Consider the following 22203-nt stretch of genomic DNA (forward strand, 5'->3'; position numbering starts at 1 on the left):
CTCATCCGAAGCGGCGAGCGGGAATGCCCGTCCCGCCGCCTGGTGTTCTCAGCACTCGATCACGTTGACGGCCAGGCCGCCACGCGAGGTTTCCTTGTATTTGTCCTTCATGTCGCGGCCCGTGTCGCGCATGGTGGCGATGACCTTGTCGAGCGACACGTGGTGCTTGCCGTCGCTCTTGAGCGCCATGCGGCTGGCGTTGATCGCCTTCACCGAGCCCATGGCGTTGCGCTCGATGCAGGGGATCTGCACGAGGCCGCCGATCGGGTCGCAGGTGAGTCCGAGATTGTGTTCCATGCCGATCTCGGCCGCGTTCTCCACCTGGGTGACGCTGCCACCCAGCGCGGCGGCCAGGCCACCGGCGGCCATGGAGCAGGCCACGCCCACTTCGCCCTGGCAGCCCACTTCGGCGCCGGAAATCGAGGCGTTTTCCTTGTAGAGGATGCCGATGGCGCCCGCCGTGAGCAGGAACTCGATCACGCCGTTCTCCGAGGAGCCCGGGCAGAAGTGCTTGTAGTAGTGCAGCACGGCGGGGACGATGCCGGCCGCGCCGTTCGTGGGCGCCGTGACGACGCTGCCGCCGGCGGCGTTTTCCTCGTTGACGGCTAGGGCGTAGAGATTGACCCAGTCGAGGATGGTGAGCGGATCGCGCAGGGCGGCTTCCGGCTGCGAGCGCAGCTCGGCGGCCATGGCCGGCGCGCGGCGATTCACCTTGAGACCGCCGGGCAGCACGCCGGGCGAGCGCAGCCCGCGGGCGACGCAGTCCTGCATGGCCTTCCAGATTTTCAGCAGGCCGCTGCGGGTTTCTTCCTCGCTGCGCCAGATGCTCTCGTTACGCATCATCAGCTGGGCGATGGTGAGGTTGTGCTCCTTGCACAGCGCCAGCAGCTGGTCGCCGGTGGAGAACGGATACGGCTGCTCGCTTGTGTCCGCCACGATACGGTCTTCGGCCGCTTCGTCCGGGTTCACCACGAAGCCGCCGCCGACCGAGTAGTAGTCGCGCGTGGCCAGTTCGTTGCCCTGGGCATCGTAGGCCGAGAAACGCATGCCGTTGGTGTGGTACGGCAGTTTCTGGCGCTTGTTGAAGACCAGGTCGGCCTTCTCGTCGAAATCGATCTCATGGCGACCCAGCACGCGAATGCGCTTCGTGCTGCGGATGCGCTCGAGCGTGGCCGGGATGGTGTCCGGGTCCACCTTGTCGGGCCACTCGCCTTCGAAGCCCAGCAGCACGGCCTTGTCGGTGCCATGGCCGCGACCGGTCATGGCCAGCGAGCCGAACAGCTCGCAGCGCACGCGGGCGACGCGGTCAAGCACGCCTTTTTCTTCCAGCCAGTGTTCGGCGAACCGTGCGCCGGCGCGCATCGGGCCGACCGTATGCGACGAGGAAGGACCGATACCGATCTTGAAGAGGTCGAAAACGCTGACTGCCATGGCTGCGAGGGGACGTTGGCTACGGGGAATAGCCGGCTATTCTACGCCTTGCCTTCCGCCAACCCCATACACCTGCGCATGTCTGCCTTCACTTTGTTCCAGCGTGACGATTGCCACCTCTGCGACCAGGCGCTTGATGTGCTGGCCTTGGCGCGTTTTCCCGATTTTTCCTCGGTATTCATCGATGATGACGAGGTGCTGGAGGCCCGCTATGGCGCGCGCGTTCCCGTGTTGCGGCGCAGCGATGGCGTGGAAATCGACTGGCCGTTCGACCCGGCAGCCCTGCAATCGATGCTCTTGTAGGAGCGCGCCTTGCGCGCGATCTGCGAGGGGCCAACCGTATCGGCGATGACAGCGGAGCGATAGATGCGGTGTCGCGATTACCCATCGCCGATGCGATCGGCCCTCCCTTCGGTAGGGGGTTTCCTCATTCGGAGACGTCACGTTGCAAACGGTCGCGCGCGAGGCGCGCTCCTACAGGGGGCGGGTTATTTGTGGAGGCGCTTCAGGATTTCCTCGCGTGCTTCGCGAAGGATCGAATCGCGGTCGAGGCCGGCCACGATATCGGCTACGGCGCGCTTGGCGCCGTGCTCGCCCCAGGATTTGCCGGCGACCAGATAGTGCTCGGCGGCGCGGCCGATGAGTACGGTGGCATACCAGCCCAGCGCCCCTTGCGCGGCAGCGGTGACCACCACCGACAGCCCGCCGCTCAGCCCCTTCAACGCGGAAGCCGCCAGCTGCATACCCCAGACGGCGCCCATGAGCGCGGCCAGCTGGGTACTGATGACGGCGACGAGGCGGCCCGATTCACTGCGGGTGAGGGGTAGGCCGTATACCCGGCTCAACTGCACGACCATGGCGGCATCCAGGCCGCCGGCCAGCAGCAGGTCGGCTACCGGGATGGGATTGAGCGCCACGGCGACGGCCTTGGCGATGCAGTACTGGCGGATGACCCCGCTGGCGACTTCACGACGCGTCGCGGCGATGCGCGCCGTGACCTGGTCGGTGAGGCGGCCGGCGAACAGGCCGGCATTGATGGCCGACAGGGCCTTGCCTTCGCGTTCGGCGATGGCGAGCAGCCGTGACTTCAGTGCGGCGACATCGGGGGCGACTTCTTCGGAAATGCGCCGTTCGTTGCCCTGGTTATCGACTTCCACGACATCGCGCGCGGCCGGCCGGGCAGCTACCGCGAGCACATCTTCGCGACGGACGAGACCCTCGGCGTGTTCGCGCAGTCGCTCGATGAGGCCATCGCGTTCGTCGTCCGAATAACGGTCGGCCTTGTTGAGCACCAGCAGCAGCGGCCGTCGCGTGCTGGCCAGCGTGCGCAAGGCGTCGCGTTCTTCACGGGTAAGATCGCCGTCGGCGACGAAGACGATGAGGTCGCTGACTTCCGCCACTTCAAAGGCGAGTTTTTCGCGATCTTCGCCACCGAGTTCGTTGATGCCCGGTGTGTCGATCAGCACGAGGCCTGCGTTGCTGGCTTCGTCGAGCTTCGCCGCATCGGCTTCCGTCGTGGTTCCGTGCAATACGCCTACGACGAAGGCATCGCGCCCGAGCAGGGCATTGCCCAGCGCGGATTTACCCGCCGACACGCGGCCGAACACGGCGACGTGCAGTTCTTCGTTCTCCAGACGGTCGAGCATGTGCTCCACGCGACGGAAATCGCCGGCCATCGCCGCGCGGACGTCGGCCGGGATCGAGGGATCGTCGAGCAGGCCACGCAGGCTCACCGCCACGGCGCCTCCGCGTTCGTCCGTCACCCCGGAGGATGACGGACGGCGGAAACGGTCGGTGAGGCCACGCAGTCGCTCGCGGAATCCCGCCATGCGGTGATTACTTCGGCTGCAGGTTCAGGTTGCCGTTGACCTCTACCTCGTTCGGAATGACCGAGGTGTCCTTGTAGTCGCCGCTGCCCACGCCGAAGTCCAGGCGCTTCACCGTGCCGGACACCGCGAGGCTTGCACCACCGGCGCTGGGCTTGAACACCACCTTGAGCTGCACCGGCTTGGTGACGCCATGGAGGGTGAGGTTGCCGTTGGCAATGACGTCACCCTTGGCATCCTTGGTGAAGCCGGTGGTGACATAGTGCGCGGTGGCGAACTTCTTGGCATCGAAGAAATCCGGGCCGGGCAGCGCGCCGTCACGATCGTTGTCGCCGGTCTTCGCCGTGGCGACGTCGACTGTTACGTCGAATTTCGAGGTGGCGAGGTTGGCCGGGTCATAGCTGATGGCGGCGTCGAACTTGCCGAACGAGCCGTCGAACTGCTGGCCCTGGAACTTGCTGCTGAAGCCCAGGACGCTGCCGGGGGCAACCTTGTAGTTCGCAGCGGAAGCTGCGAAGGGGAGCGCCAGGGCGACGGCGAGCGCAGTCAGGCGGCGGATGGACGAAGTCATGGCGTATCTCCGGGAGGGGTGGGGGTGCTCCGACGCGGGCGGCCGAAGGGCAGCATGCGGCGCAAGGTGTCGTCACGATCGATGAGATGGTGCTTCAGTGCGCCGCCGATATGTGCGACGAGCACGAGAAGAAGGAACCAGAACAGGTATACGTGCACGGTGCCCAGCGTCTGCGAAAGCTCGTCGTTCTTCTCGAACAGCGCCGGCAGGTTGAACTGCTTGAAGTACTGCAACGGGAAACCGTGCGCGGAATTGAACGCCCAGCCCGAGAGCGGAATGGCGACGATGAGCAGGTAAAGCAGGCCATGCACGGCGTGCGCGGCGAGCTGCTGCCAGCGCGGTGCGGCGTCTTCCGCCGGCCGGCGGTCCATGGCACGCCATAGCAGGCGCAGCAGGAACAGTGCCAGCACGGTAAGGCCGATCGACTTGTGCAGGGCAAACATGTTGATCTTCTGCATCGACGGCTTGAGGCCGTCCATCCAGAAGGCGAAGGCACCGTTGCCTAGGATCAGCAGCGCCGTGACCCAGTGGAAGGTCTTGGCGACGGCGCCCCAGCGGCTGGGTTCACTGCGCAGGGGCATCGGAGGTTTCCTTGTCGGAGGTGGAGCGGGCATCGCCGCCGCGGATGGCTTCGATCTCCAGCCAGACGGAGACATCGGTGCCGATTGAGTTGAGGTTGGACTTCATGCCGTAGGCCGTGCGGTCGAGCGACACCCGGGCCGAGAATCCGGCGACGGTGTGCAGGCCGTAGATGGTGCGACCGATGCGGTTCACCCGGAACGGAATATCGAGAGGCAGGGTCACGCCGCGCAGGGTCAGCTTGCCGTGGACGATGCCGTCGCTGTCGCCACGCTTTTCCACCGACTCACTGGTGAAGCGGGCCGTGGGGGCGTGGCCGGTATCGAGCAGGCTGCTGCCGCGCACGGCCTTGTCCCAGCTGGCGTCACCCATGTCCACCGAGGTGGTGTCGATGGTGGCGTCGACGGACGAGGCGGCCCAGTTGTCGGGGTCGAACCGGAGGGTGCCTTCGGTGACGCGCAGGCGGCCGAACGAACGCGAATAGCCGTTGTGGTCCACGTTGAAGACGACCTGGCTGTGCACCGGATCGAGGCGGTACGTCTGCGGCTCGGCAAAAGCCGCAAACGAAACCACGGCCAGCACGGCGGGGAGAAGGTATCGCGCGTAACGCATGCGGGGAGGGCCTGCTCCGGAAAGGGCCGCCTTGCGGCCGGTGAAGGGCAGTTTCGCCCACCGCAGGGGCCTTGTCAGCACGTTCGCGGCGAACGCATTGTTCACCTCAGCGATCCCGCAAGACCTCACGGGTGAGTTCGGTGAGCCGTTGCAGCCTTGAAGCGCTGCCATCGGCAAGCAAGGCACGCAGTTTCTGGCCGGCTTCCTCGCCATCGAGCCGGCCCCGCTCGGCCAGGGTGGCCGCCAGCGCGTGACCGAGGCTGTCAAAAATGAGGGCGTAGGCAATGGCGTGAAGCACGCCGCCGCCCAGGGTGCCCAGGCCCGGAAATGCCTTGAGCCCGTTGCCGGCAATGGCTAGGACGACAGTAGTGCCGGTGCGCACAGTCATGCGCGCCTCGCGCAGCAGCGCTTCGATCTCGATGTCGCCCACCGTGACCTCGTAGAGCCTTGCGAGGTCACGGACCAGTCCGGCAGCGAGTGCGCCCTGGACGATCAGGTCGGTACCCGGGGCCACGGCGGCCATTGCACCCACGATGGCCCGGCGCGAGTAGCGGGTGACGATGCGTTCGGCCTCGGCCGTGCGGAATGCCGATTCGCTTTCGGTGGTGCGCTCGTGCAACCCGGCCAGCACGGCGTTGGCACGCTGGGCTTCGAGGCCGTCGGCACCTTGCCTTGCAAGGCGTTCAATGGCTTCACGCAGGGCGTCGATGTCGGGTTTTCTCTGACGGCGGACATCTTCCGCCGAACCATCGGGCAGGCGGCGCGTGAAGCGCTCCTCGCCACCGGCGCTGGTGGCGACCACCGCGTCCGGCATGCCGTCGGCATGTTCGCGGACGCGGACCAGGATGGCGTCGCGTTCTGTCGTGGTCCACTGGTCGGCCTTGTTGACGGCGACGACCAGGGGCTTGCCGAAGTAGCCGAGCCAGTGAAGTTCTTCTGCCTGGCTGCGGGTGAGGTCGCCGGCACATACATACACCACGGCGTGTGCCCGCAGCGCTTCGTCACGGGCCAGGCGTTCATGGGCCTCGCCCCCGGCCTCGGCCGAGCCGGGGACATCCGCCACCACCCACTCCTGTCCGTCGGGTGAACTGCCTTCATAAAGGGTGACTTCGCGCGTCGTGCCGCCGCGTGCGTCGCTGCGGGCGGGGGCGCCGGGAACCAGCGCCGAGATGAGGGCCGATTTGCCGACGGAAATCTCGCCGAACACGGCCAGGTGGATGCGGCCGGAAAGCTGACGCCGGTCAAGTTCTGTCAGCTCGCTCAGAAGGGTCTCAACATTGACGTCACGCCCGCGCAGGCCTTCGATCCGTTCCTCGAGGGACAACCGGTTGGGCGCCTTGGCCTGTGGGCGCGGTTTCCTCGGACGTAACCAGTACAGCCCGGCGATGAGACTGCCTGCCGCGATAATCGCCAGCACCACACCGATCAGCCAGCGGATGCCGAGAGGCAACGTCATGAACCGCTGGGCCATCGAAAGCGCGCGCTCGAGCGTGGCCAGCAACAGCCATGCGAGGGCGGTGATGCCGATGGCGGCGACCAGGAGGCGGAATCGACGTGACATGCCGGCCATCTTAAGGCCAAGCGTGTCAGCTTGCGCCTACGCGCAGCCCCGTCCATGGCCGACTCTTGGCGTCCGTATCGGCGTGTGATGATGATGCTGATCGATGGGAAGAGTGGTAATGCCATACACATGCATGGCGAGATGGATTCTCGTATTCGCGGCGTTCATCGTCGCCAGGGCCCAGGCAGGCACGCCGTTGCCTCCGGTGCCCACGCCACAGTTCCGCAATTACGGCCTGCTGGAAGGCCTGCCTGGCAGCCATGTACAGGCGGTCGCCCAGGACTCCAAGGGCTTCATCTGGATCGCCACCTCCGCGGGTCTCGTACGCTTCGACGGCGTGGAGTTTTCCGTGCCACGGATCGGCGGTGAAGCCGAGCATTCCCTGGCCGTCGGCGGGGCGGTCACGATGATGATCGACCGCGACGATCGTGTCTGGATCGGTGGGAGCGGCTTTGGAGTGGGGCGATACGATCCGCTCAGCGGTTCGTTCGTCCAGTGGCGTGACGGGCTGGCCGACGACGACGTGCGCTCCATCGCCCAGACGCTCGATGGTTCGGTCTGGGTGGGCACCTCGGGCGGGCTCGACCGCATTCTTTCCAGTGGCGTCGTCGAGCATCACAGCACCACGTCGGACACGCTGAGTTCGTCCTCCATCCATGCGCTGCACGCCACAGACGATGGATTCCTGTGGATCGGCAGCTCGGGCGGCGTGGATGCCATCGATCCCCGTGGCCGGCTGATCCGCGTGCATTTCGCCGACGACACCGCTCCCACCGTGATGCATATCGACGGCCGTCCGGGTGATCTGCTGTTTTCCACCGACAAGGGCATTTTCCGTGCAGGCGTCGACAGCCGCCTGCGTCGCGATACACGGTTTCCGGCGGCACTCACGTTCGGTTCGCTGGCCGACAGTCACGGCAACCTGTGGGTGGCGACCATCGATGGCCTCAGCATGCTGGATCGCCACGGGCGGCTGAATACGATCCGTGGGGCATGGGTTGCCTCGGGCGGCCTGCCTGGCCGCAGTGTCCGCAGCATGATGGAAGACGACGAACATGGCCTCTGGTTCGGGTTGCTCGACGGCGGCCTGTCCTATCTGGGCCCGGGCTGGGAAGACTTCACGCGCTTCACCCATGTGGCGACGGATGCGGACAGCCTGCCCGCGCGTGCGGTCACGGCCGTTGCGTCACGCCGCGAATCGTCATTGTGGGTCGGCGGCTATCGCGGCTGGATCCGGGCCTTCGATCCGGCGACAGGCAAGACTTCCTCTGGGTTCGACATCGGGCCCTCCCGTATCCAGTCACTGCTGGAAACGGCGCAGGACGACCTGCTCATCGGCACGGTCGATGGCCTCTCCCAGGCCAGTCACGGTCGCGTGCGTCCCGTTGCAAGGCAGCAGATCCACCGGCCGGTCGTGGCGATGAGTCCATCACCGGACGGCCGGGTCTACGTGGCAGCGATGGGGCAGGGGCTTTTCCTGGTCGATCCCCGGACCGCGTCGGTGACGGCCGTTCCCTTTGACACCCCGTGTCGTGGCGTACTGGACACGCGACAGATGGACATCGTCGAAGGTGAGCTGTGGCAGGCCAGCGTGGCGGGCCTGTCCCGGCGCGATCATGCAACGGGAAAGATGCGTCCGGTCACCGGCGTGGCGCCGGGCCGCATCAATGCATTCGAGCCTGGCGACGAAGGATTCTGGGTCGTGCGTCCCGAGGTGATGGAGCACTACACCTGGGCCGACAATCACGCCACCCTCGATCGCAGCATCGGCGGCGCGGAAGGATTTCCGGCTCATGACATCCTCAACATCCGGCGCGACATCGCTGGCCGCCTGTGGTTGTACGGCCAGACAGGGGTATGGCGTTTTGATCCCGATCCCGGCGTGTTCCGACGTTTCGGGCTGGCCGACGGACTGGCTACGGGTGAATTCACCAATGCCGTCACAGTGCAGCTCGCCGACGGAACCATGTACGGCGCCACCCTGGGCGGTGTCGTCGGCTTTCGTCCTGACCGGCAGCGTGACCACTCCCATCGGCCATCCATCGTCGTGCTGGGTGCCAGCGTGATGCGCGACGGCGCGCGCCAGCCGCTGCCAGCCACCGATGAGGTGCTGCACATCGACTGGAGCGACAGGGATCTGGAAATCCGCGCCCGGGCCCTTTCCTACGTGGATCCCGAACGAAACCGGCTTGAACTCAATCTTGAGCATGAAAGCGGAGCGAGCCGGACAATTACGGGTACGGAAGGCACGTATCGTTTCGGCGTGCTGGCGCCCGGAAGTTATCGCCTGCTGATCGCCGGTGCTGAACGCGATCGTTTCGGTGGTGCGTCGATGGTGCCCCTGCGTTTGCAGGTTGATGCGCCGCCCTGGTTGCGCTGGTGGGCCTGGGCCGCCTATGCATCGATGATTGCCCTGATCGTCGCCCTTGTCGTACACGGCACGCGACGACGGGTACGGCAGACGATGCGGCTGAAGCTTGCCGAGCAGGAGCGCCAGCTTGCCGAACAGGCGAACTCGGCGAAGACCGAATTCATGGCGACGCTGGGTCACGAGATCCGAACGCCCATGACCGGCGTCCTTGGCATGGCGGAACTGATGGCGCAGACATCCCTGGATGATACGCAGCGCTCCTATGTCGAAGCCGTGCGACGGTCGGGAACCACGTTGCTGCGGCTCATCAACGATGCCCTGGATATCAGTCGTATCGAATCCCGCCAGCTGATCCTCGAATCCGAGGCCGTGCCGGTGCGCCCGCTGGCCGACGAAGTGGTGGCCCTGGCCTCGGCCAATGCATGCCGCAAGCAGTTGTCGCTCTCGGCGGCGGTGGACGTGGATGTGCCGGAGGCCGTGCGTGGCGACCCCGTGCGCCTGCGCCAGATACTGCAGAACCTCGTCAACAATGCGGTGAAATTCACCGAGCGTGGCGGCGTGTCGATACACATCGCGTGGGAGTGCGCCGCACTGGTGCTCATCGTGAAGGACACCGGGCCGGGCATGCCCGACGAACTGAAGACGCGCCTCTTCTCGCGCTTCTCGCAAGGTGGCTCGCCTCAGCGCGGCGAAGGGTCAGGCCTGGGGCTCGCGATCTGCCACGAGCTGTGCGTGCTGATGGGTGGAAGCATTGCCGTGGACAGCGAAGTGGGGCGTGGAAGCGCTTTCACGGTGCGCCTGCCGCTGGAAGCCTGCCCTTCGGACTTCGCACCGATGGTCGCGGCGCACCCCGCGCCCATGCGGGAGCAGCGGTTGCTGGTGGTGGAAGACGATCCGATGGTGGCCGACGTCATGCTCGGCCTGCTGCGCCAGCGCGGCTATGACGTCACGGTAGTGGGCGACGGCCTGTGTGCCATGACGGAGCTATCCCGGGCCGCTTTCGATGTGCTGTTGCTGGATCTCGACCTGCCGCTGGTCGATGGGTTTCAGGTGGCGCGGATGGTGCGCCGGCTCGAACACCTGTCGGGCCTGCCTATCGTGGCAGTCACGGCCCGCTCGGAGGGTGATGAAACGGCGGCCATTCGCGAGGCGGGCATGGATGCACTGGTGCGCAAGCCCATGACCGGCGCCGATCTTGATGCGGTGCTCGACACGCTGGCGCACTGACGACGTACGGGCGTCCTCCCGGACGCCCGCGGCTCAGCCGAATCGTCGGAAATACGCTATCGCGCCGACCACCAGGATGGACGTAGGCAACAGATTGGCAAGTAGCGGCGGCAAGCCGTACACGGTACCGAAGTTGACCATGGCGCCCTGCAGGAAGTACCAGCCGATGGCCAGCAGCACGCCGATGAACAGGCGCTTGCCGAAGCCACCGGAACGCAGCGAGCCAAACGCAAAGGGCATGGCGCAAAGCACCAGCACCAGCGTATTGAGGGCGAACAGGGCGCGGCCCCAGAAGGCCACCGCATACGCCCCGGGATTCTGTCCGTTGGCTTCCAGATAGCGCATATTGCGGCGCAGATCGGCCATGGACAGGTATTCGGGATGGATCACCGACTGCTCAAGCACGTGCGGGTTGAGGTGGGAGGTCCAGGTCTGCGTGGGCTGCTGCGTGGCATGCACGGCGGCATCGTCGATCGTGGTGGTGCGCACGTTGGACATGATCCACTTGTTGCCATCGTGGATCGCGCTGTCGCCGTGCGAGAACTCCTGCACCTGGCCTTCCGGCGTGAAGGTGAACACGCGTACGTCCACCAGTTTCACGGTAGTGCGATCGCCATCCTGCACGGCGATGGCGGATTTGGCGTTGATGATCTTGCCGGCATCGCGTGCCCACAGGCCACTGCTGGTGGCACCCAGGTTGCTCGAACGCATGCGGACCTGGATGGCCTGCGCATGCTGGTCGCCGTAAGGGCCGGCGGTTTCGCCCATGACCACCACGGCGAAGGTCATCACGGCGATGACGCCGGCCGCCGAAGCGGCGATGCGAAGCTTGGACATGCCGGCCGCGCGCAGTGCCGTGAGCTCGCCCGTGGCCGCGAGGCTGCCCAGGCCCAGCAGGCCGCCGATGAGGGCCGCATTGCTGAACATCTGGTACAGGCGACGGGGAATCGTCAGCGCGATATAGGCGATGGCGTCGTACAGCGTGAAGCCGTTCTTGCCGATGTTGCCGAGCTGGCGCACGAACTGGGTGAGGGCGTCGAAGCCCGTCAGTACCAGCCACACCAGCAGCAGGGTGCCCAGTACACTCACGCCGATGAGCCGGTCGGCGCGCTTGATCGTAAGGACGCTCATCGGGTGGCCTCCTTCGCGCGGCGCGGCGAGTTTTGTCGCCAGAACACCCAGGCCGCGATGGCGAACACGATGATGTGCAGCACCCAGATAGGTATGGGTGTGTGCAGGCGTTCCTTGATGATCTGGGCGCGGGCGATCAGCTGCCAGATCACGTAGAGGAAGTAAGCCAGCACGGCCACGAGCAGGCGGCCGTAGCGGGCATCACGCGGCGCCTGCCGAGACATGGGCAGCACCATCATCATGAGCACCAGGGTGCTCACGGGGGCCGCGAAACGGGACACCAGTTCGCCGAGCGCGTCGGCGTCGGTCGCCTTGAACAGGGCCGGCGTGGTGAGTTCGTGCGCCGGATCTTCGTCGTCATCGTCGGCGATGCTCGACAGCGAGGCGTCGTTGCGCTCGTACTTCATGCGGCGCCAGTTGTCGGTGCCCAGCGGAATTTCATACTGCCAGCCGTCGTAGAGGGCGAGGAAGCGGTTTTGCCCGTCGGCTTCCTGATACATGCGGCCGCTCTTTGCGTTGACCACGCGCACAGAGGTGCGGCCCTGGCTGTCGACATGGTCGGAGGCAAGGAAGGTCTTGCCCAGTACCGTGCCGTCGCGGCTCAGGGCATCCACGAAGATGATGCCGCCCTTGCCGGGCAGTTCGGTGAAGCGCCCGGCGTCCAGGCCCGCAGCGATGACGGACTTGTTGGCCACGGCGATGACCTGGTCGGCCTTGCGGGCGGACCACGGACCCAGCCAGAGGGACACCGTGCCCACGACGAGGGTGGCCACCACCGTCAGCATGATGACCGGGCGCAGCATGCCGCGCGGGCCCATGCCCGATGAGGCCAGCACGTGCATTTCGCTCTCGCGGTACATGCGGCCCAAGGCGATCAGGGTGCCCAGGAAGGCGGCCATCGGCAGCAGGGTGGAGAGCAGGTCGACCATCTGCAGCCCCAGCACCTCGAACATCACGCTGGGCTGGATACTGCCGTTGGCGACCTTCTGCAGGACGGTCGCAAACGCACCGCCGGCGAAGATCACCAGCAGCACGACGGCCGTCGCAATGACGCCGTAGGCAAGTTCACGCAGGAAATAGCGGTCTAGGATGCTGAGCATTTGGTAGAATTGGCGGTTCGTGCCGCGTCAGTCCTGGCCGGCAATCCTTTAGTCTAGCCTGTCCGGGCCCCGGCGGGCTTTCGCAAGGCAGTTTGCTATGACGGTTCAGTTCAGCCTCGGTTCCAACGCTCCCGAAACCACCACGACCCCCGTGGCGGTGGTCGGTGTCTACGAAGGCGGCATCCTCACCAGCGCCGCCGCGCGCATCGATACGGCCGCCAACGGCGCCATCAAGCGCCTGGTGGAAGCCGGCGACGTCACCGGCAAGGTCGGCAACGTCGTCACCCTGCTGCAGCCGGCCGGTGTTGCCGCCGCCCGCGTGCTCATCGTGGGTCTCGGCGCCCAGAAGGGCTTCGACGCCGCCCGCTACCAGCGCGTCACCCTGGAAGCGGCCCGTGCCATCGGCCGCCTGCCCGTCGCCGAGGCCGTCAGCTGGCTGGCCGAGATCGAGGTCCCGGGCCGCGACGCCGCCTGGCGCGTGCGCGTCGGCGCCCTCGCCATCGACCACGCCGCTTACCGCTACACGGCCACCGTGAAGCCTCGCGACAAGGCCCAGCCGGAGCTGACCTCGGTCACCATCGTGGCCCCGGCCGACGCCGAGCACGGCCTCACCGAGGCACGCGCCATTGCCGAGGGCGTGCGTTATGCCCGCGAGCTGGCCAACCTGCCCCCGAACATCTGCAACCCGGCCTACATCGCCAAGCAGGCCCGCGCCTTCGCCGATGCCACCGACGGCGTCACCTGCGAAGTGCTCGAGCGCGACGACATGGAACGCGAGGGCTTCGGCTCCCTGCTCGCCGTGGGCCGCGGCTCGGCCAACCCGCCGCACCTGGTTATCCTGCAGTGGAACGGCGGCAAGGAGGGCGACCGCCCCTACGCCTTCGTCGGCAAGGGCATCACCTTCGACACCGGCGGCATCAGCCTCAAGCCCGGCCCGGGCATGGAAGAAATGAAATTCGACATGGGCGGTGCGGCCGGCGTGCTGGGCGCCTTCGTGTCTGCCGTGCGCCTGAAGCTGCCGGTGAACCTGGTCTGCGTGGTGCCGGCCGTCGAGAACATGCCGGACGGTGACAGCTACCGCCCGGGCGACGTGCTCACCAGCCTTGCCGGCATCACCATCGAAGTGCTCAACACCGATGCCGAAGGCCGCCTGATCCTCTGCGATGCGCTCACCTACACGGGCAAGCGCTTCGACCCGCACACCATCATCGACGCCGCCACCCTCACCGGTGCCTGCGTGGTCGCCCTGGGCAAGCACGCCAGCGGCCTGATGACCAAGGACGAAACCCTCTCGGCCGAACTGCTCTCGGCCGGTGAGACCACTCTCGACCGTGCCTGGCGCCTGCCGCTGTGGGACGACTACCAGAGCCAGCTCGACTCCGTGTTCGCCGACGTGGCGAACATCGGCGGCAAGTATGCCGGTGCCATCACGGCCGGCTGCTTCCTGGCCCGCTTCACCGAGGGCCGTCGCTGGGCGCATCTGGATATCGCCGGCACGGCATGGGACGAAGGCCGCAAGGGTCTGGCCACGGGCCGCCCGGTGCCGCTGCTGACCCAGTGGTTGCTCGACCGCGTAGCGGCAGGCTGATCGTCGCCCGATGCCGCGCGCCGACTTCTACCTGATCGACAAACCGCGGTTCCGTGAGGATCCGATCCTGCTGGTCTGCGAACTCGCCAAGCGCGCGTTCGCGGCCCAGAAGCCCACGCTGATCCTCACGCGCGACTTCGAACAGGCCGAGGCCATCGACGAGCGCCTGTGGGACTTCGACGAAGATGCCTATGTCCCGCACCAGCTGGCTGGTGACGAAGATGACGGCAATATCGCCGTGCTCATCGTGCCCCCCGGCGTCGACACGCCGGATCGCCCCATGGTGATCAACCTGCGTGATGTATGCGCGCCGGGAGTCTTCGAACGGGTGCTGGAAGTAGTGGCTGCCGACCCGGCAGAACGCGAAGGCTCGCGAACGCGCTGGACGGAGTACAAGCGCGGCGGGTTCGAGGTGAACAAGCACGATATGTAGCAAGAGGCCGGCATTGCCGGCCTCGTCATTTCCGGCGACTGACCAGCCCTTCTGTAGGAGCGCGCCTCGCGTGCGACCGGTCGTTGCGATAACAGGAGGTCGCGCGCAGGCGCGCTCCTACATGGGAAGCGGTGCGTTTCCCGGTGGCGATGACCTGATTTGTAGGAGCGCGCCTTGCGCGCGACCGGCGTTGCGATCATGCCGGTCGCGCGCGAGGCGCGCTCCTACACGAGCGGGGCTTAGCTGCCCAGCTTGCGGGCCTGTTCCTTCAGCGCATCGACCTGGCGCGTCCAGTCGCTGATGCGCTGGCGCTCCTGATCCACGACTTCCGCTGGTGCGTTGGCGACGAAGCTGGCGTTGCCCAGCTTGCCTTCGCACTTGCGGATCTCGCCTTCGACGCGGGCGATTTCCTTGGCGAGGCGCGTCTTTTCCGCACCGACGTCGATCAGGCCTTCGAGCGGGATCAGCGCACGCATGCCACCGACCACTGCCACGGCGGCTGCCGGCTCGTCACCGTCGACCCACACCGGCGATTCGACACGGCCGAGGAAGGCGATCTGCGCGGCGAACTTCGCCGCACGGGCACGATCGGCGGCGTCGCCATCGGCGAACAGCAGCGGAATGACCTTGCCCGGTGCGATGTTCATCTCCGCACGGATGCGGCGCACGCCCGTGAGCACGCCCTTGACCCATTCGATCTCGGCCGTTGCCGTGGCATCGGCCGGCACTTCGTCGGCTTCGGGGTAGGGGCGCAGCATGATCGTCTCGCCTTCGATGCCGAGCACCGGACGCACGTTCTGCCAGATTTCTTCCGTGACGAACGGAATCAGCGGGTGCAGCGCGCGCAACAGCGTTTCCAGCACATGCACCAGCGTATAGCGCGTGGAAGCGACGGCCGCGGCATCGTTGCTGTTGAGTGCCGGCTTGGACAGTTCGAGGAACCAGTCGCAGAACTCGTTCCAGGTGAACTCGTAAAGCGCCTGGGCTGCGAGGTCGAAACGATAAGTTGCCAGCTGTTCCTTCACGGTGGCAAGCGTGTCGCGCAGGCGGGTGAGGATCCAGCGCTCGGCTTCCGTCGTGGGTGCAACCTTCTCGACCGGGCCATCGCCAAGATTCATCAGCACGAAGCGCGAGGCGTTCCAGAGCTTGTTGACGAAGGCCTTGTAGCCGCCGCAACGCTCAAGGTCGAACTTGATGTCACGGCCATGCGTGGCGAGCGAGGCGAAGGTGAAGCGCAGGGCATCGGCACCGAAGGCGGGGATGCCTTCGGCGAACTCCTTGCGGGTGGCCTTTTCGATCTTCTCGGCCATCTTCGGCTGCATCAGCCCGCGCGTGCGCTTGGCGAGCAGTTCGTCGAGCGTGATGCCATCGATGAGGTCGAGCGGGTCGAGCACGTTGCCCTTCGACTTGGACATCTTCTGGCCGTCCTTGTCGCGGATCAGGCCCGTCATGTAGATGTCCTTGAAGGGCACCTGGCCGGTGAAATGGTCGGTCATCATGATCATCCGGGCCACCCAGAAGAAGATGATGTCGAAGCCCGTGACCAGCACGTTGGTGGGCAGGTAGCGGTCGAAACCGCGCTCGGCCTGCGCCTGTGGGTCGGGCCAGCCCAGCGTGGAATGGCTCCACAGCGACGACGAGAACCAGGTCTCCAGCACGTCGTCGTCGCGGCGCAGCTTGCCGGTGTAGCCCTGCTGCGCGGCCAGCGTCGCCGCTTCCGCGTCGTCGTGCGCCACGATGATGCGGCCGTCGTCGGTGTACCACGCGGGGATCTGGTGGCCCCAGGTGAGCTGGCGGCTGATGCACCAGTCCTGGATGTTGCCGAGCCAGTGGCGGTAGGTGTTGATCCAGTTCTCGGGCACGAACTTCACGTGGCCCTGCTCGACCAGTTCGAGGCCACGCGGGGCGAGGGTGTCCATTTTCACGAACCACTGCCAGGTCAGGTAGGGTTCGATCACCTGGCCGGTGCGGTCGCCGCGCGGCACCTGGAGCTTGTGCTTCTTCGTCTCGACGAGCAGGCCCTGATCTTCCAGATCGGCCAGCACGGCCTTGCGGGCGACGTAGCGATCCATGCCGCGATACTTCTCCGGCGCCGCGTCGTTGATCTGCGCGTCGTCCGTGAGGATGTTGATCATCGGCAGGTTGTGGCGCTGGCCGATGGCATAGTCGTTGAAGTCATGTGCCGGGGTGATCTTCACGCAGCCCGTGCCGAAATCCTTCTCGACGTAATCGTCGGCGATGATCGGGATCTCGCGATCGGACAATGGCAGCTTGAGCGTGCGGCCGACGAGGTGCGCGTAGCGTTCGTCTTCCGGATGCACGGCCACGGCGACGTCGCCCAGCATGGTTTCCGGGCGCGTGGTGGCGACGACGAGCTCACCCGAGCCGTCGGCCAGCGGGTAGCGGATGGACCATAGCGAGCCGTCTTCCTCTTCGCTGAGCACTTCGAGATCGGAGATGGCGGTCTTCAGCACCGGATCCCAGTTGACCAGCTTCTGGCCGCGGTAGATCAGGCCTTCCTCGTGCAGGCGCACGAAGGTTTCGACGACGGCCTTCGACGGGCCCTCGTCCATGGTGAAGACCTCGCGGCTCCAGTCACCCGACACGCCGAGGCGGCGCATCTGGCGGCCGATGGTGCCACCAGATTCCTTCTTCCACTGCCACACGCGCTCGATGAACGACTCGCGGTCGAAGTCCGAGCGCTGCTTGCCTTCGGCATTGAGCTGGCGGGTAACCACCATCTCGGTGGCGATGCCCGCGTGGTCGGTGCCGAGCTGCCACAGGGTGTCGTAGCCGCGCATGCGGTGGTAGCGGACCAGCGTGTCCATGATGGTGTGCTGGAACGCATGGCCCATGTGCAGCGTGCCCGTTACGTTGGGCGGCGGCAGCATGATCGTGTAGGGGGTGCCCTTGCCGGACGGCTTGAAGTAGCCGTTGGCCTCCCACTGGGCGTACCACTTCGACTCGATCTGGCTGGGCTCGAAACTCTTGTCCATGCGTTGGCTCTCGGTTCGCGCCGGCAACGGCGCGCAATGACAGGCGAAAAGACGGCCATTGTAGGCGATACTGGCCGGATGACTGAACACGAAGTGGCCGCGATCCTCGGCGCGGAAGGTCCGTTTGCCCGTGAAGTACCCGGTTTCGCGCCGCGCGAGGCCCAGCAGCGCATGGCGGCGGCCGTGGCGGAGGCCATCGACGAGCGCGACCTGCTGATCGCCGAGGCCGGCACGGGCACCGGCAAGACCTTCGCCTACCTCGTACCTGCCCTGATGTCGGGGCGCAAGGTCATCGTTTCCACCGGCACCAAGGCCTTGCAGGACCAGCTGTTCTTTCGCGACCTGCCCCGGGTGCGCTCGGTGCTGGGCAGCCGCGCCAAGGTCAGCCTGCTGAAAGGGCGCGCCAATTATCTCTGCCTGCACCGGCTCGACCAGGCCGTCCGCGAGGGCAACCCGGACCGCAAAGTCGCAGGTCAGCTCTCGGCGATCCGTGCCTGGTCGGCGCGCACCCGCTATGGCGACAAGTCGGAAATGGTCGAGGTGCCGGAAGATTCCGCCCTCTGGCCACGGGTGACTTCCACGCCGGAGAACTGCCTCGGCGTGGAATGTGCGTTCTTCGACGACTGCCACGTCGTGAAGGCCCGCCGCGAGGCCATGGATGCCGACGTGGTGGTGGTCAACCACCACCTGCTGATGGCCGACCTGGCGTTGAAGCAGGAAGGTTTTGGCGAAATCCTGCCCGGCGCGGATGCCTTCATCCTCGACGAGGCGCATCAGATTCCCGAGCTGGCGGGCCAGTTCTTTTCGCAGAGCGTCAGTTCGCGACAGCTGACCGAGCTGGCGCAGGACGCCTTGACCGAAGCGCAGGGCGTGACCGGTGCCACCAGCCAGCTGCTGGAGCCGGTGGACGTGGTGCAGGACCTGGTCCGGCGCCTGCGCCTGGCGATGGACCCGTTGCCCGAGCGCGGCCCCATCGGGGCGCTCGACCGCCACGAGGCCGTGCATGCACTGCTGACCGAGCTTCGCGATGTCGTGGCGGCGCTGGCGGATCTTCTGGCAGGGCTGGGCGAACGCTCGCGCGGCCTGGCGAATGTGCATGAGCGCGCGCAGATGCTGAGCCTGCGCCTGGATCGCATCGCCGAAGAGCATTCGGTGTCGGATGTCCGCTGGTACGAGACCTGGCCACGTGGCTTCGCGCTGCACGCTACGCCCCTGGATCTCTCGGCACCATTGCGCGCCATGCGCATGTCGACGGATGCGGCGTGGATCCACACGTCGGCCACGCTCTCCATCGCCGGTGACTTCCAGCATTTTGCCCGCCAGCTGGGCATTGAAGACCCGCGCACGCTGCATGTGGAAAGCCCTTTCGATTACGGCCGCCAGGCGCTGGCCTATCTGCCGAAGGATCTCCCCGAACCCGCCGCCCGCGATTACACGGACAAGGTCGTGGCTGCGATCCGGCCGATCCTGGACGCATCCGACGGCCGCGCCTTTTTGCTATTCACCTCTCATCGCGCCTTGCGCCGTGCCGCCGAACTGATGGAGGGGCGGGTGCCCTGGCCGCTGTTCGTGCAGGGCACGGCACCTCGTCACCGCCTGCTGGAGGAATTCCGCCAGAGCGGGCGAGGCGTGCTGCTGGGCGCGGCCAGCTTCTGGGAGGGCGTGGATGTGGCAGGCGATGCCCTTGGCGTGGTGGTGATCGACAAGCTCCCGTTCGCCATGCCCGACGACCCGGTGCTCCAGGCGCGCCTGGAGGCCCTTGAGGCGGCCGGAATCAACCCCTTCATGGGCTGGCAGGTGCCTACGGCGGTGATCGCGCTCAAGCAGGGTGTGGGGCGCCTTATCCGTGACGTGCATGATCGCGGCGTGCTGGTGCTTTGCGATCCGCGCCTGTCCAGCAAGGGCTACGGCCGCTTGTTTCTGGCGAGCCTGCCGCCGATGCCGAGGACGCGCGAACTGGCGGAAGCCGTGGCCTTCCTGCAAGCCGGGCACGCGCCGGACTGAGCGGGGCATCAGGCCTCTTTCGCGTAGAAGACGATGACCGTGGCGCCCCGCGGACCGGCAGAACCCATGCTGGCAACGTCCAGGCGCTCGGCCAGCGCATCGCCCGGGCGAATCACGGTCTCGCTGCCATCCCGCTCCACCAGCCATAGCTCGCCCTCGACCAGATAGCCCGAGTCGGGCAAGGCGTCGCGATGCCAGGGCAGCGAGGCTCCGGGACCGATGGATATCCGCAGCATGCGCATCGGTGGCTGGTCGTCCAGGTAGGCGGGTGCAAGCAGCCGCTGCCGGAGTAGAAACGCATCTCCCGGCGCGGGCGACATGGCCAGGGCGAGCAGGGCACCGAGAAGGATGGCAAGAGGGATCGCAAGCTGGGCGGGCGGCATGACGGGGCCTCGCATGTGGACTGCCCCGATGCTCGCCATGAAAGCGTCCTCCTGTCATGAGAACACTCTCACGAAAACCTGCGAAGTTGCTCAGGTCTTCGCCTCTTTTCGCCCTCGATTGCCCGCGCATCGCCATTCGCGCCGCCGCACGGCAACAGGAGCAACCCACAGCATCCGGGGCGACTACCTACGAAAGGACACCGCCGATGCTTCGCTGGACGCAATCCATTACCGCCAAGGTTCTTGGCATCGGACTGCTCGCCTTGCTCATGCTGATTCCGTTGTCGCAGTCGGACGGACTCGTGCGCGAGAGACAACAGATGCGCCATAACGCATCCACCCGCGTGGCCGAAGGCTGGGGCGGGGCACAGACCCTTGGTGGCCTCGTGCTGTCGGTGCCGACGCGTACGGAGGTTCGCAGCAGCGACGGCAAGTCGCTGGGCGTGCGGGAATCCTCGGAGATCGTGCTTGCCGACGAACTGGATACCGTGGCGGACCTCGCCGTGGATCGTCGCCGGGTGGGCATGTACGAGGTGCCCATCTACACGGGGGAGGTGGCCGTCCGTGGTCGTATCCAGCCGGCGGATATCCGGCGCCTTGCCACGGGAAGCGATACGCGATGGGACAGCGACAAGGCAGAACTTCGCCTGCTGATTGCAGACACGCGAGGCCTGCAAGGCATTACATCGTTCACGGTCGACGGGCATCCGGCGCGGCTGGCGTCGTCCACGGCGCGCATGGGGCCCTATACGGTGCTGTCGGTGCCCATGCCTGTCGATCCCGAGCGCGATACACCCGTGGATTTCGCGCTGAACCTGCGTATTGCAGGTACCGAATCGTTTTCCGTACTGCCCCTGGCGCGCTCGAACAGCGTGCGCATCCGCTCGCCGTGGGTTGATCCGAGTTTCATCGGCGCCTTGTTGCCAGGCACCCGATCGGTGACGGCCAGGGGTTTCGACGCCGACTGGCGGGTGCTGGATCTCAATCGCTCCTATGGGCAGCATTGGGACGCAGGGGATCGCGACGTCTCCGAGCGACTGGAACCCTCGTCGTTCGGCGTCACGCTGTACCAGCCCGGCAGTGTCTACCAGCAGAACGACCGTGCGGGTAAATACGGCTTGCTGTTCATCGCGCTGACCTTCGTGGCGTTCTTCCTGTTCGAGGTACTGAAGGGCTTGCGCCTGCATCCGGTGCAGTACCTGCTGGTGGGGGCGGCGATGGCGAGCTTCTATGTGCTCCTTCTGGCGTTGTCCGAGCAGATCGGCTTTGGCTGGGCCTATGTCGTGGCCGCGGCCGCGGTGGTGCTGATCGTGGGTGGCTATGCCACGGCGGTGCTGCGGGCGCGCCGGGCCGGCCTGTTGCTGGGCGGCGTGCTGGCCCTGGTTTACGCCATACTGTATGGCCTGATCGGTGCGGAGCAGTACGCCCTGCTGATCGGCTCGGTCGTGCTCGTGGCAGTGGTTGCGCTCCTCATGTACCTGACCCGCCGCATCGATTGGTACGCCTATGGCGTGCCGTTCAACCCAACGCCGGAAACGCCATGAATTACCTCGCCATCGAAACCTCCACCGAAGCCTGCTCCGTCGCCCTCGTGCACGGCGATGAAGTGATCGAGCGCAGCGAGATCGCCCCCCGCAGACACGCCGAGCTGGTGCTGCCGATGGCGGACGAACTGCTGGCAGAAGCCGGGCTGAAGCGCGAGGCCTTGCAGGGCATCGCCGTGGGCCGTGGGCCGGGTGCGTTCACGGGCGTGCGCCTGGGCGTGTCACTGGCGCAAGGCATGGCGCTGGCACTGGATATCCCGGTGGTCACGGTGTCGTCGCTGGAGGCGCTGGCGCTGGAAGCCCCTGAGGACGACGCGGCCATTCTTTCCGTGATCGATGCGCGCATGGGCGAGATCTACGTGGCTGCGTGGAAGCGCGAGAACGACGGCAGCGTGACGCTGCTGGATCGCGAACGCGTGGATACCGCCGCCGCACTCATCCTGCCGGAAGCCTCGGCATGGCATGTGGTCGGCACGGGCTGGGAGACCTACGCCTCCGTGTTGCGCGAGCGTATTCATGCGCCTGTCCGCTCGTCGGAGGGCTTGCGCTATCCACAGGCACGCCACGTGGCGGAAATCGCGGCAAAGCGCTTCCGCGCCGGCGAGGCGGTGGCCCCGGAACTGGCGCTGCCGGTCTACCTGCGCGACAAGGTCGCCCTCACCCTGGTAGAACAAGGCAAAGCCTGACCCGCCGTTGTAGGAGCGCGCCTCGCGCGCGACCGTTTGATACGTGGCGTCGCCAGTTGAAAAGGGGCTCACCTACCGAAGGTGTGGGAGCCGATCACATCGGCAATTTCGCGCTCCGTAGTAAAGCAGCCCGTGTGGTGCGTCGCTCCGTAGGAAGGGC

17 protein-coding genes are annotated in these 22203 nt (G+C 66.2%); 7 read left to right on the forward strand and 10 right to left on the reverse strand.

The window, feature by feature from the left end; all coding sequences use genetic code 11:
- Window positions 1-48: 48 nt before the first annotated feature.
- Window positions 49-1431, reverse strand: coding sequence for an L-serine ammonia-lyase (locus KR767_RS12110; protein ID WP_166947761.1), 1383 nt, complete (start codon window positions 1429-1431; stop codon window positions 49-51).
- 78 nt (window positions 1432-1509) lie between these two features.
- Between KR767_RS12110 and KR767_RS12115 the strand changes: the two genes are divergently transcribed.
- Window positions 1510-1734, forward strand: a complete 225-nt coding sequence (locus KR767_RS12115; RefSeq protein WP_250876490.1) for a glutaredoxin family protein — start codon at window positions 1510-1512, stop codon at window positions 1732-1734.
- A 185-nt stretch (window positions 1735-1919) separates the two neighbouring features.
- Here the strand turns inward: KR767_RS12115 and KR767_RS12120 are convergent, their stop codons facing one another.
- The 5 genes from KR767_RS12120 to KR767_RS12140 all read right to left on the reverse strand — a co-directional run bounded on the left by KR767_RS12120 (window position 1920) and on the right by KR767_RS12140 (window position 6580).
- Entirely contained in the window at window positions 1920-3260 is a 1341-nt protein-coding gene (locus tag KR767_RS12120; RefSeq protein ID WP_250876491.1) for a GTP-binding protein, read from the reverse strand.
- Window positions 3261-3267: 7 nt separating this feature from the next.
- Window positions 3268-3828, reverse strand: a complete 561-nt coding sequence (locus KR767_RS12125) for a YceI family protein (RefSeq protein ID WP_208392502.1) — start codon at window positions 3826-3828, stop codon at window positions 3268-3270.
- A complete protein-coding gene (locus KR767_RS12130) occupies window positions 3825-4409 on the reverse strand; it encodes a cytochrome b (protein ID WP_250876492.1) in 585 nt (194 codons plus the stop codon). Before KR767_RS12130 ends, KR767_RS12125 begins: the two co-directional genes overlap by 4 nt.
- Window positions 4393-5019, reverse strand: coding sequence for a YceI family protein (locus KR767_RS12135; protein WP_250876493.1), 627 nt, complete (start codon window positions 5017-5019; stop codon window positions 4393-4395). Before KR767_RS12135 ends, KR767_RS12130 begins: the two co-directional genes overlap by 17 nt.
- Window positions 5020-5125: 106 nt before the next feature.
- Complete coding sequence (locus KR767_RS12140; protein WP_250876494.1) at window positions 5126-6580, reverse strand: GTPase; 1455 nt, start codon at window positions 6578-6580, stop codon at window positions 5126-5128.
- A gap of 133 nt (window positions 6581-6713) precedes the next feature.
- On the opposite strand from KR767_RS12140, the gene KR767_RS12145 reads away from it, so the two are divergent.
- Entirely contained in the window at window positions 6714-10178 is a 3465-nt protein-coding gene (locus KR767_RS12145; protein WP_250876495.1) for a hybrid sensor histidine kinase/response regulator, read from the forward strand.
- Between the two features lie 33 nt (window positions 10179-10211).
- Here the strand turns inward: KR767_RS12145 and lptG are convergent, their stop codons facing one another.
- Window positions 10212-11309, reverse strand: a complete 1098-nt coding sequence (lptG, locus tag KR767_RS12150) for an LPS export ABC transporter permease LptG (protein WP_166947775.1) — start codon at window positions 11307-11309, stop codon at window positions 10212-10214.
- The gene (gene lptF, locus KR767_RS12155; RefSeq protein ID WP_166947777.1) at window positions 11306-12409 is read right to left on the reverse strand and encodes an LPS export ABC transporter permease LptF; all 1104 of its coding nucleotides are present in this window, start codon (window positions 12407-12409) and stop codon (window positions 11306-11308) included. Before lptF ends, lptG begins: the two co-directional genes overlap by 4 nt.
- 97 nt (window positions 12410-12506) lie before the next feature.
- Here lptF and KR767_RS12160 point away from each other — a divergent pair, with 97 nt between their 5' ends.
- Both KR767_RS12160 and KR767_RS12165 read left to right on the forward strand, forming a co-directional pair.
- Window positions 12507-13997 (forward strand): leucyl aminopeptidase, encoded by a 1491-nt coding sequence (locus KR767_RS12160; protein ID WP_250876496.1) that lies wholly within the window; start codon window positions 12507-12509, stop codon window positions 13995-13997.
- Window positions 13998-14007: 10 nt separating this feature from the next.
- Window positions 14008-14430 (forward strand): DNA polymerase III subunit chi, encoded by a 423-nt coding sequence (locus tag KR767_RS12165; RefSeq protein ID WP_166947781.1) that lies wholly within the window; start codon window positions 14008-14010, stop codon window positions 14428-14430.
- 239 nt (window positions 14431-14669) lie between these two features.
- On the opposite strand, the gene KR767_RS12170 is transcribed toward KR767_RS12165, so the two are convergent.
- The gene (locus KR767_RS12170) at window positions 14670-17426 is read right to left on the reverse strand and encodes a valine--tRNA ligase (protein WP_250876497.1); all 2757 of its coding nucleotides are present in this window, start codon (window positions 17424-17426) and stop codon (window positions 14670-14672) included.
- A gap of 78 nt (window positions 17427-17504) precedes the next feature.
- Between KR767_RS12170 and yoaA the strand changes: the two genes are divergently transcribed.
- On the forward strand, window positions 17505-19430 hold the full coding sequence (gene yoaA, locus KR767_RS12175; protein WP_250876498.1) for a DNA repair helicase YoaA: 1926 nt from the start codon (window positions 17505-17507) through the stop codon (window positions 19428-19430).
- An 8-nt stretch (window positions 19431-19438) separates the two neighbouring features.
- Here the strand turns inward: yoaA and KR767_RS12180 are convergent, their stop codons facing one another.
- A complete protein-coding gene (locus tag KR767_RS12180; protein WP_250876499.1) occupies window positions 19439-19852 on the reverse strand; it encodes a cupin domain-containing protein in 414 nt (137 codons plus the stop codon).
- 167 nt (window positions 19853-20019) lie between these two features.
- Here KR767_RS12180 and creD point away from each other — a divergent pair, with 167 nt between their 5' ends.
- Both creD and tsaB read left to right on the forward strand, forming a co-directional pair.
- On the forward strand, window positions 20020-21357 hold the full coding sequence (creD, locus tag KR767_RS12185; protein ID WP_250876500.1) for a cell envelope integrity protein CreD: 1338 nt from the start codon (window positions 20020-20022) through the stop codon (window positions 21355-21357).
- On the forward strand, window positions 21354-22043 hold the full coding sequence (gene tsaB, locus KR767_RS12190) for a tRNA (adenosine(37)-N6)-threonylcarbamoyltransferase complex dimerization subunit type 1 TsaB (RefSeq protein WP_250876501.1): 690 nt from the start codon (window positions 21354-21356) through the stop codon (window positions 22041-22043). Before creD ends, tsaB begins: the two co-directional genes overlap by 4 nt.
- Window positions 22044-22203: the final 160 nt, after the last annotated feature.

Source organism: Luteibacter anthropi, from assembly GCF_023699965.1.
GTDB classification, from domain to species: Bacteria; Pseudomonadota; Gammaproteobacteria; order Xanthomonadales; family Rhodanobacteraceae; genus Luteibacter; species Luteibacter anthropi.

Excerpts from the sequence above, each read along its gene's own strand:
- lptG (WP_166947775.1), bottom strand. The coding sequence starts at position 11,309 with ATGAGCGTCCTTACGATCAAGCGCGCCGACCGGCTCATCGGCGTGAGT.
- KR767_RS12135 (WP_250876493.1), bottom strand. The coding sequence starts at position 5,019 with ATGCGTTACGCGCGATACCTTCTCCCCGCCGTGCTGGCCGTGGTTTCG.
- KR767_RS12180 (WP_250876499.1), bottom strand. The coding sequence starts at position 19,852 with ATGGCGAGCATCGGGGCAGTCCACATGCGAGGCCCCGTCATGCCGCCC.
- lptF (WP_166947777.1), bottom strand. The coding sequence starts at position 12,409 with ATGCTCAGCATCCTAGACCGCTATTTCCTGCGTGAACTTGCCTACGGC.
- KR767_RS12160 (WP_250876496.1), top strand. The coding sequence starts at position 12,507 with ATGACGGTTCAGTTCAGCCTCGGTTCCAACGCTCCCGAAACCACCACG.
- yoaA (WP_250876498.1), top strand. The coding sequence starts at position 17,505 with ATGACTGAACACGAAGTGGCCGCGATCCTCGGCGCGGAAGGTCCGTTT.
- KR767_RS12125 (WP_208392502.1), bottom strand. The coding sequence starts at position 3,828 with ATGACTTCGTCCATCCGCCGCCTGACTGCGCTCGCCGTCGCCCTGGCG.
- tsaB (WP_250876501.1), top strand. The coding sequence starts at position 21,354 with ATGAATTACCTCGCCATCGAAACCTCCACCGAAGCCTGCTCCGTCGCC.
- KR767_RS12140 (WP_250876494.1), bottom strand. The coding sequence starts at position 6,580 with ATGTCACGTCGATTCCGCCTCCTGGTCGCCGCCATCGGCATCACCGCC.
- KR767_RS12130 (WP_250876492.1), bottom strand. The coding sequence starts at position 4,409 with ATGCCCCTGCGCAGTGAACCCAGCCGCTGGGGCGCCGTCGCCAAGACC.
- KR767_RS12145 (WP_250876495.1), top strand. The coding sequence starts at position 6,714 with ATGGCGAGATGGATTCTCGTATTCGCGGCGTTCATCGTCGCCAGGGCC.
- KR767_RS12165 (WP_166947781.1), top strand. The coding sequence starts at position 14,008 with ATGCCGCGCGCCGACTTCTACCTGATCGACAAACCGCGGTTCCGTGAG.
- KR767_RS12170 (WP_250876497.1), bottom strand. The coding sequence starts at position 17,426 with ATGGACAAGAGTTTCGAGCCCAGCCAGATCGAGTCGAAGTGGTACGCC.
- KR767_RS12120 (WP_250876491.1), bottom strand. The coding sequence starts at position 3,260 with ATGGCGGGATTCCGCGAGCGACTGCGTGGCCTCACCGACCGTTTCCGC.
- creD (WP_250876500.1), top strand. The coding sequence starts at position 20,020 with ATGCTTCGCTGGACGCAATCCATTACCGCCAAGGTTCTTGGCATCGGA.
- KR767_RS12115 (WP_250876490.1), top strand. The coding sequence starts at position 1,510 with ATGTCTGCCTTCACTTTGTTCCAGCGTGACGATTGCCACCTCTGCGAC.
- KR767_RS12110 (WP_166947761.1), bottom strand. The coding sequence starts at position 1,431 with ATGGCAGTCAGCGTTTTCGACCTCTTCAAGATCGGTATCGGTCCTTCC.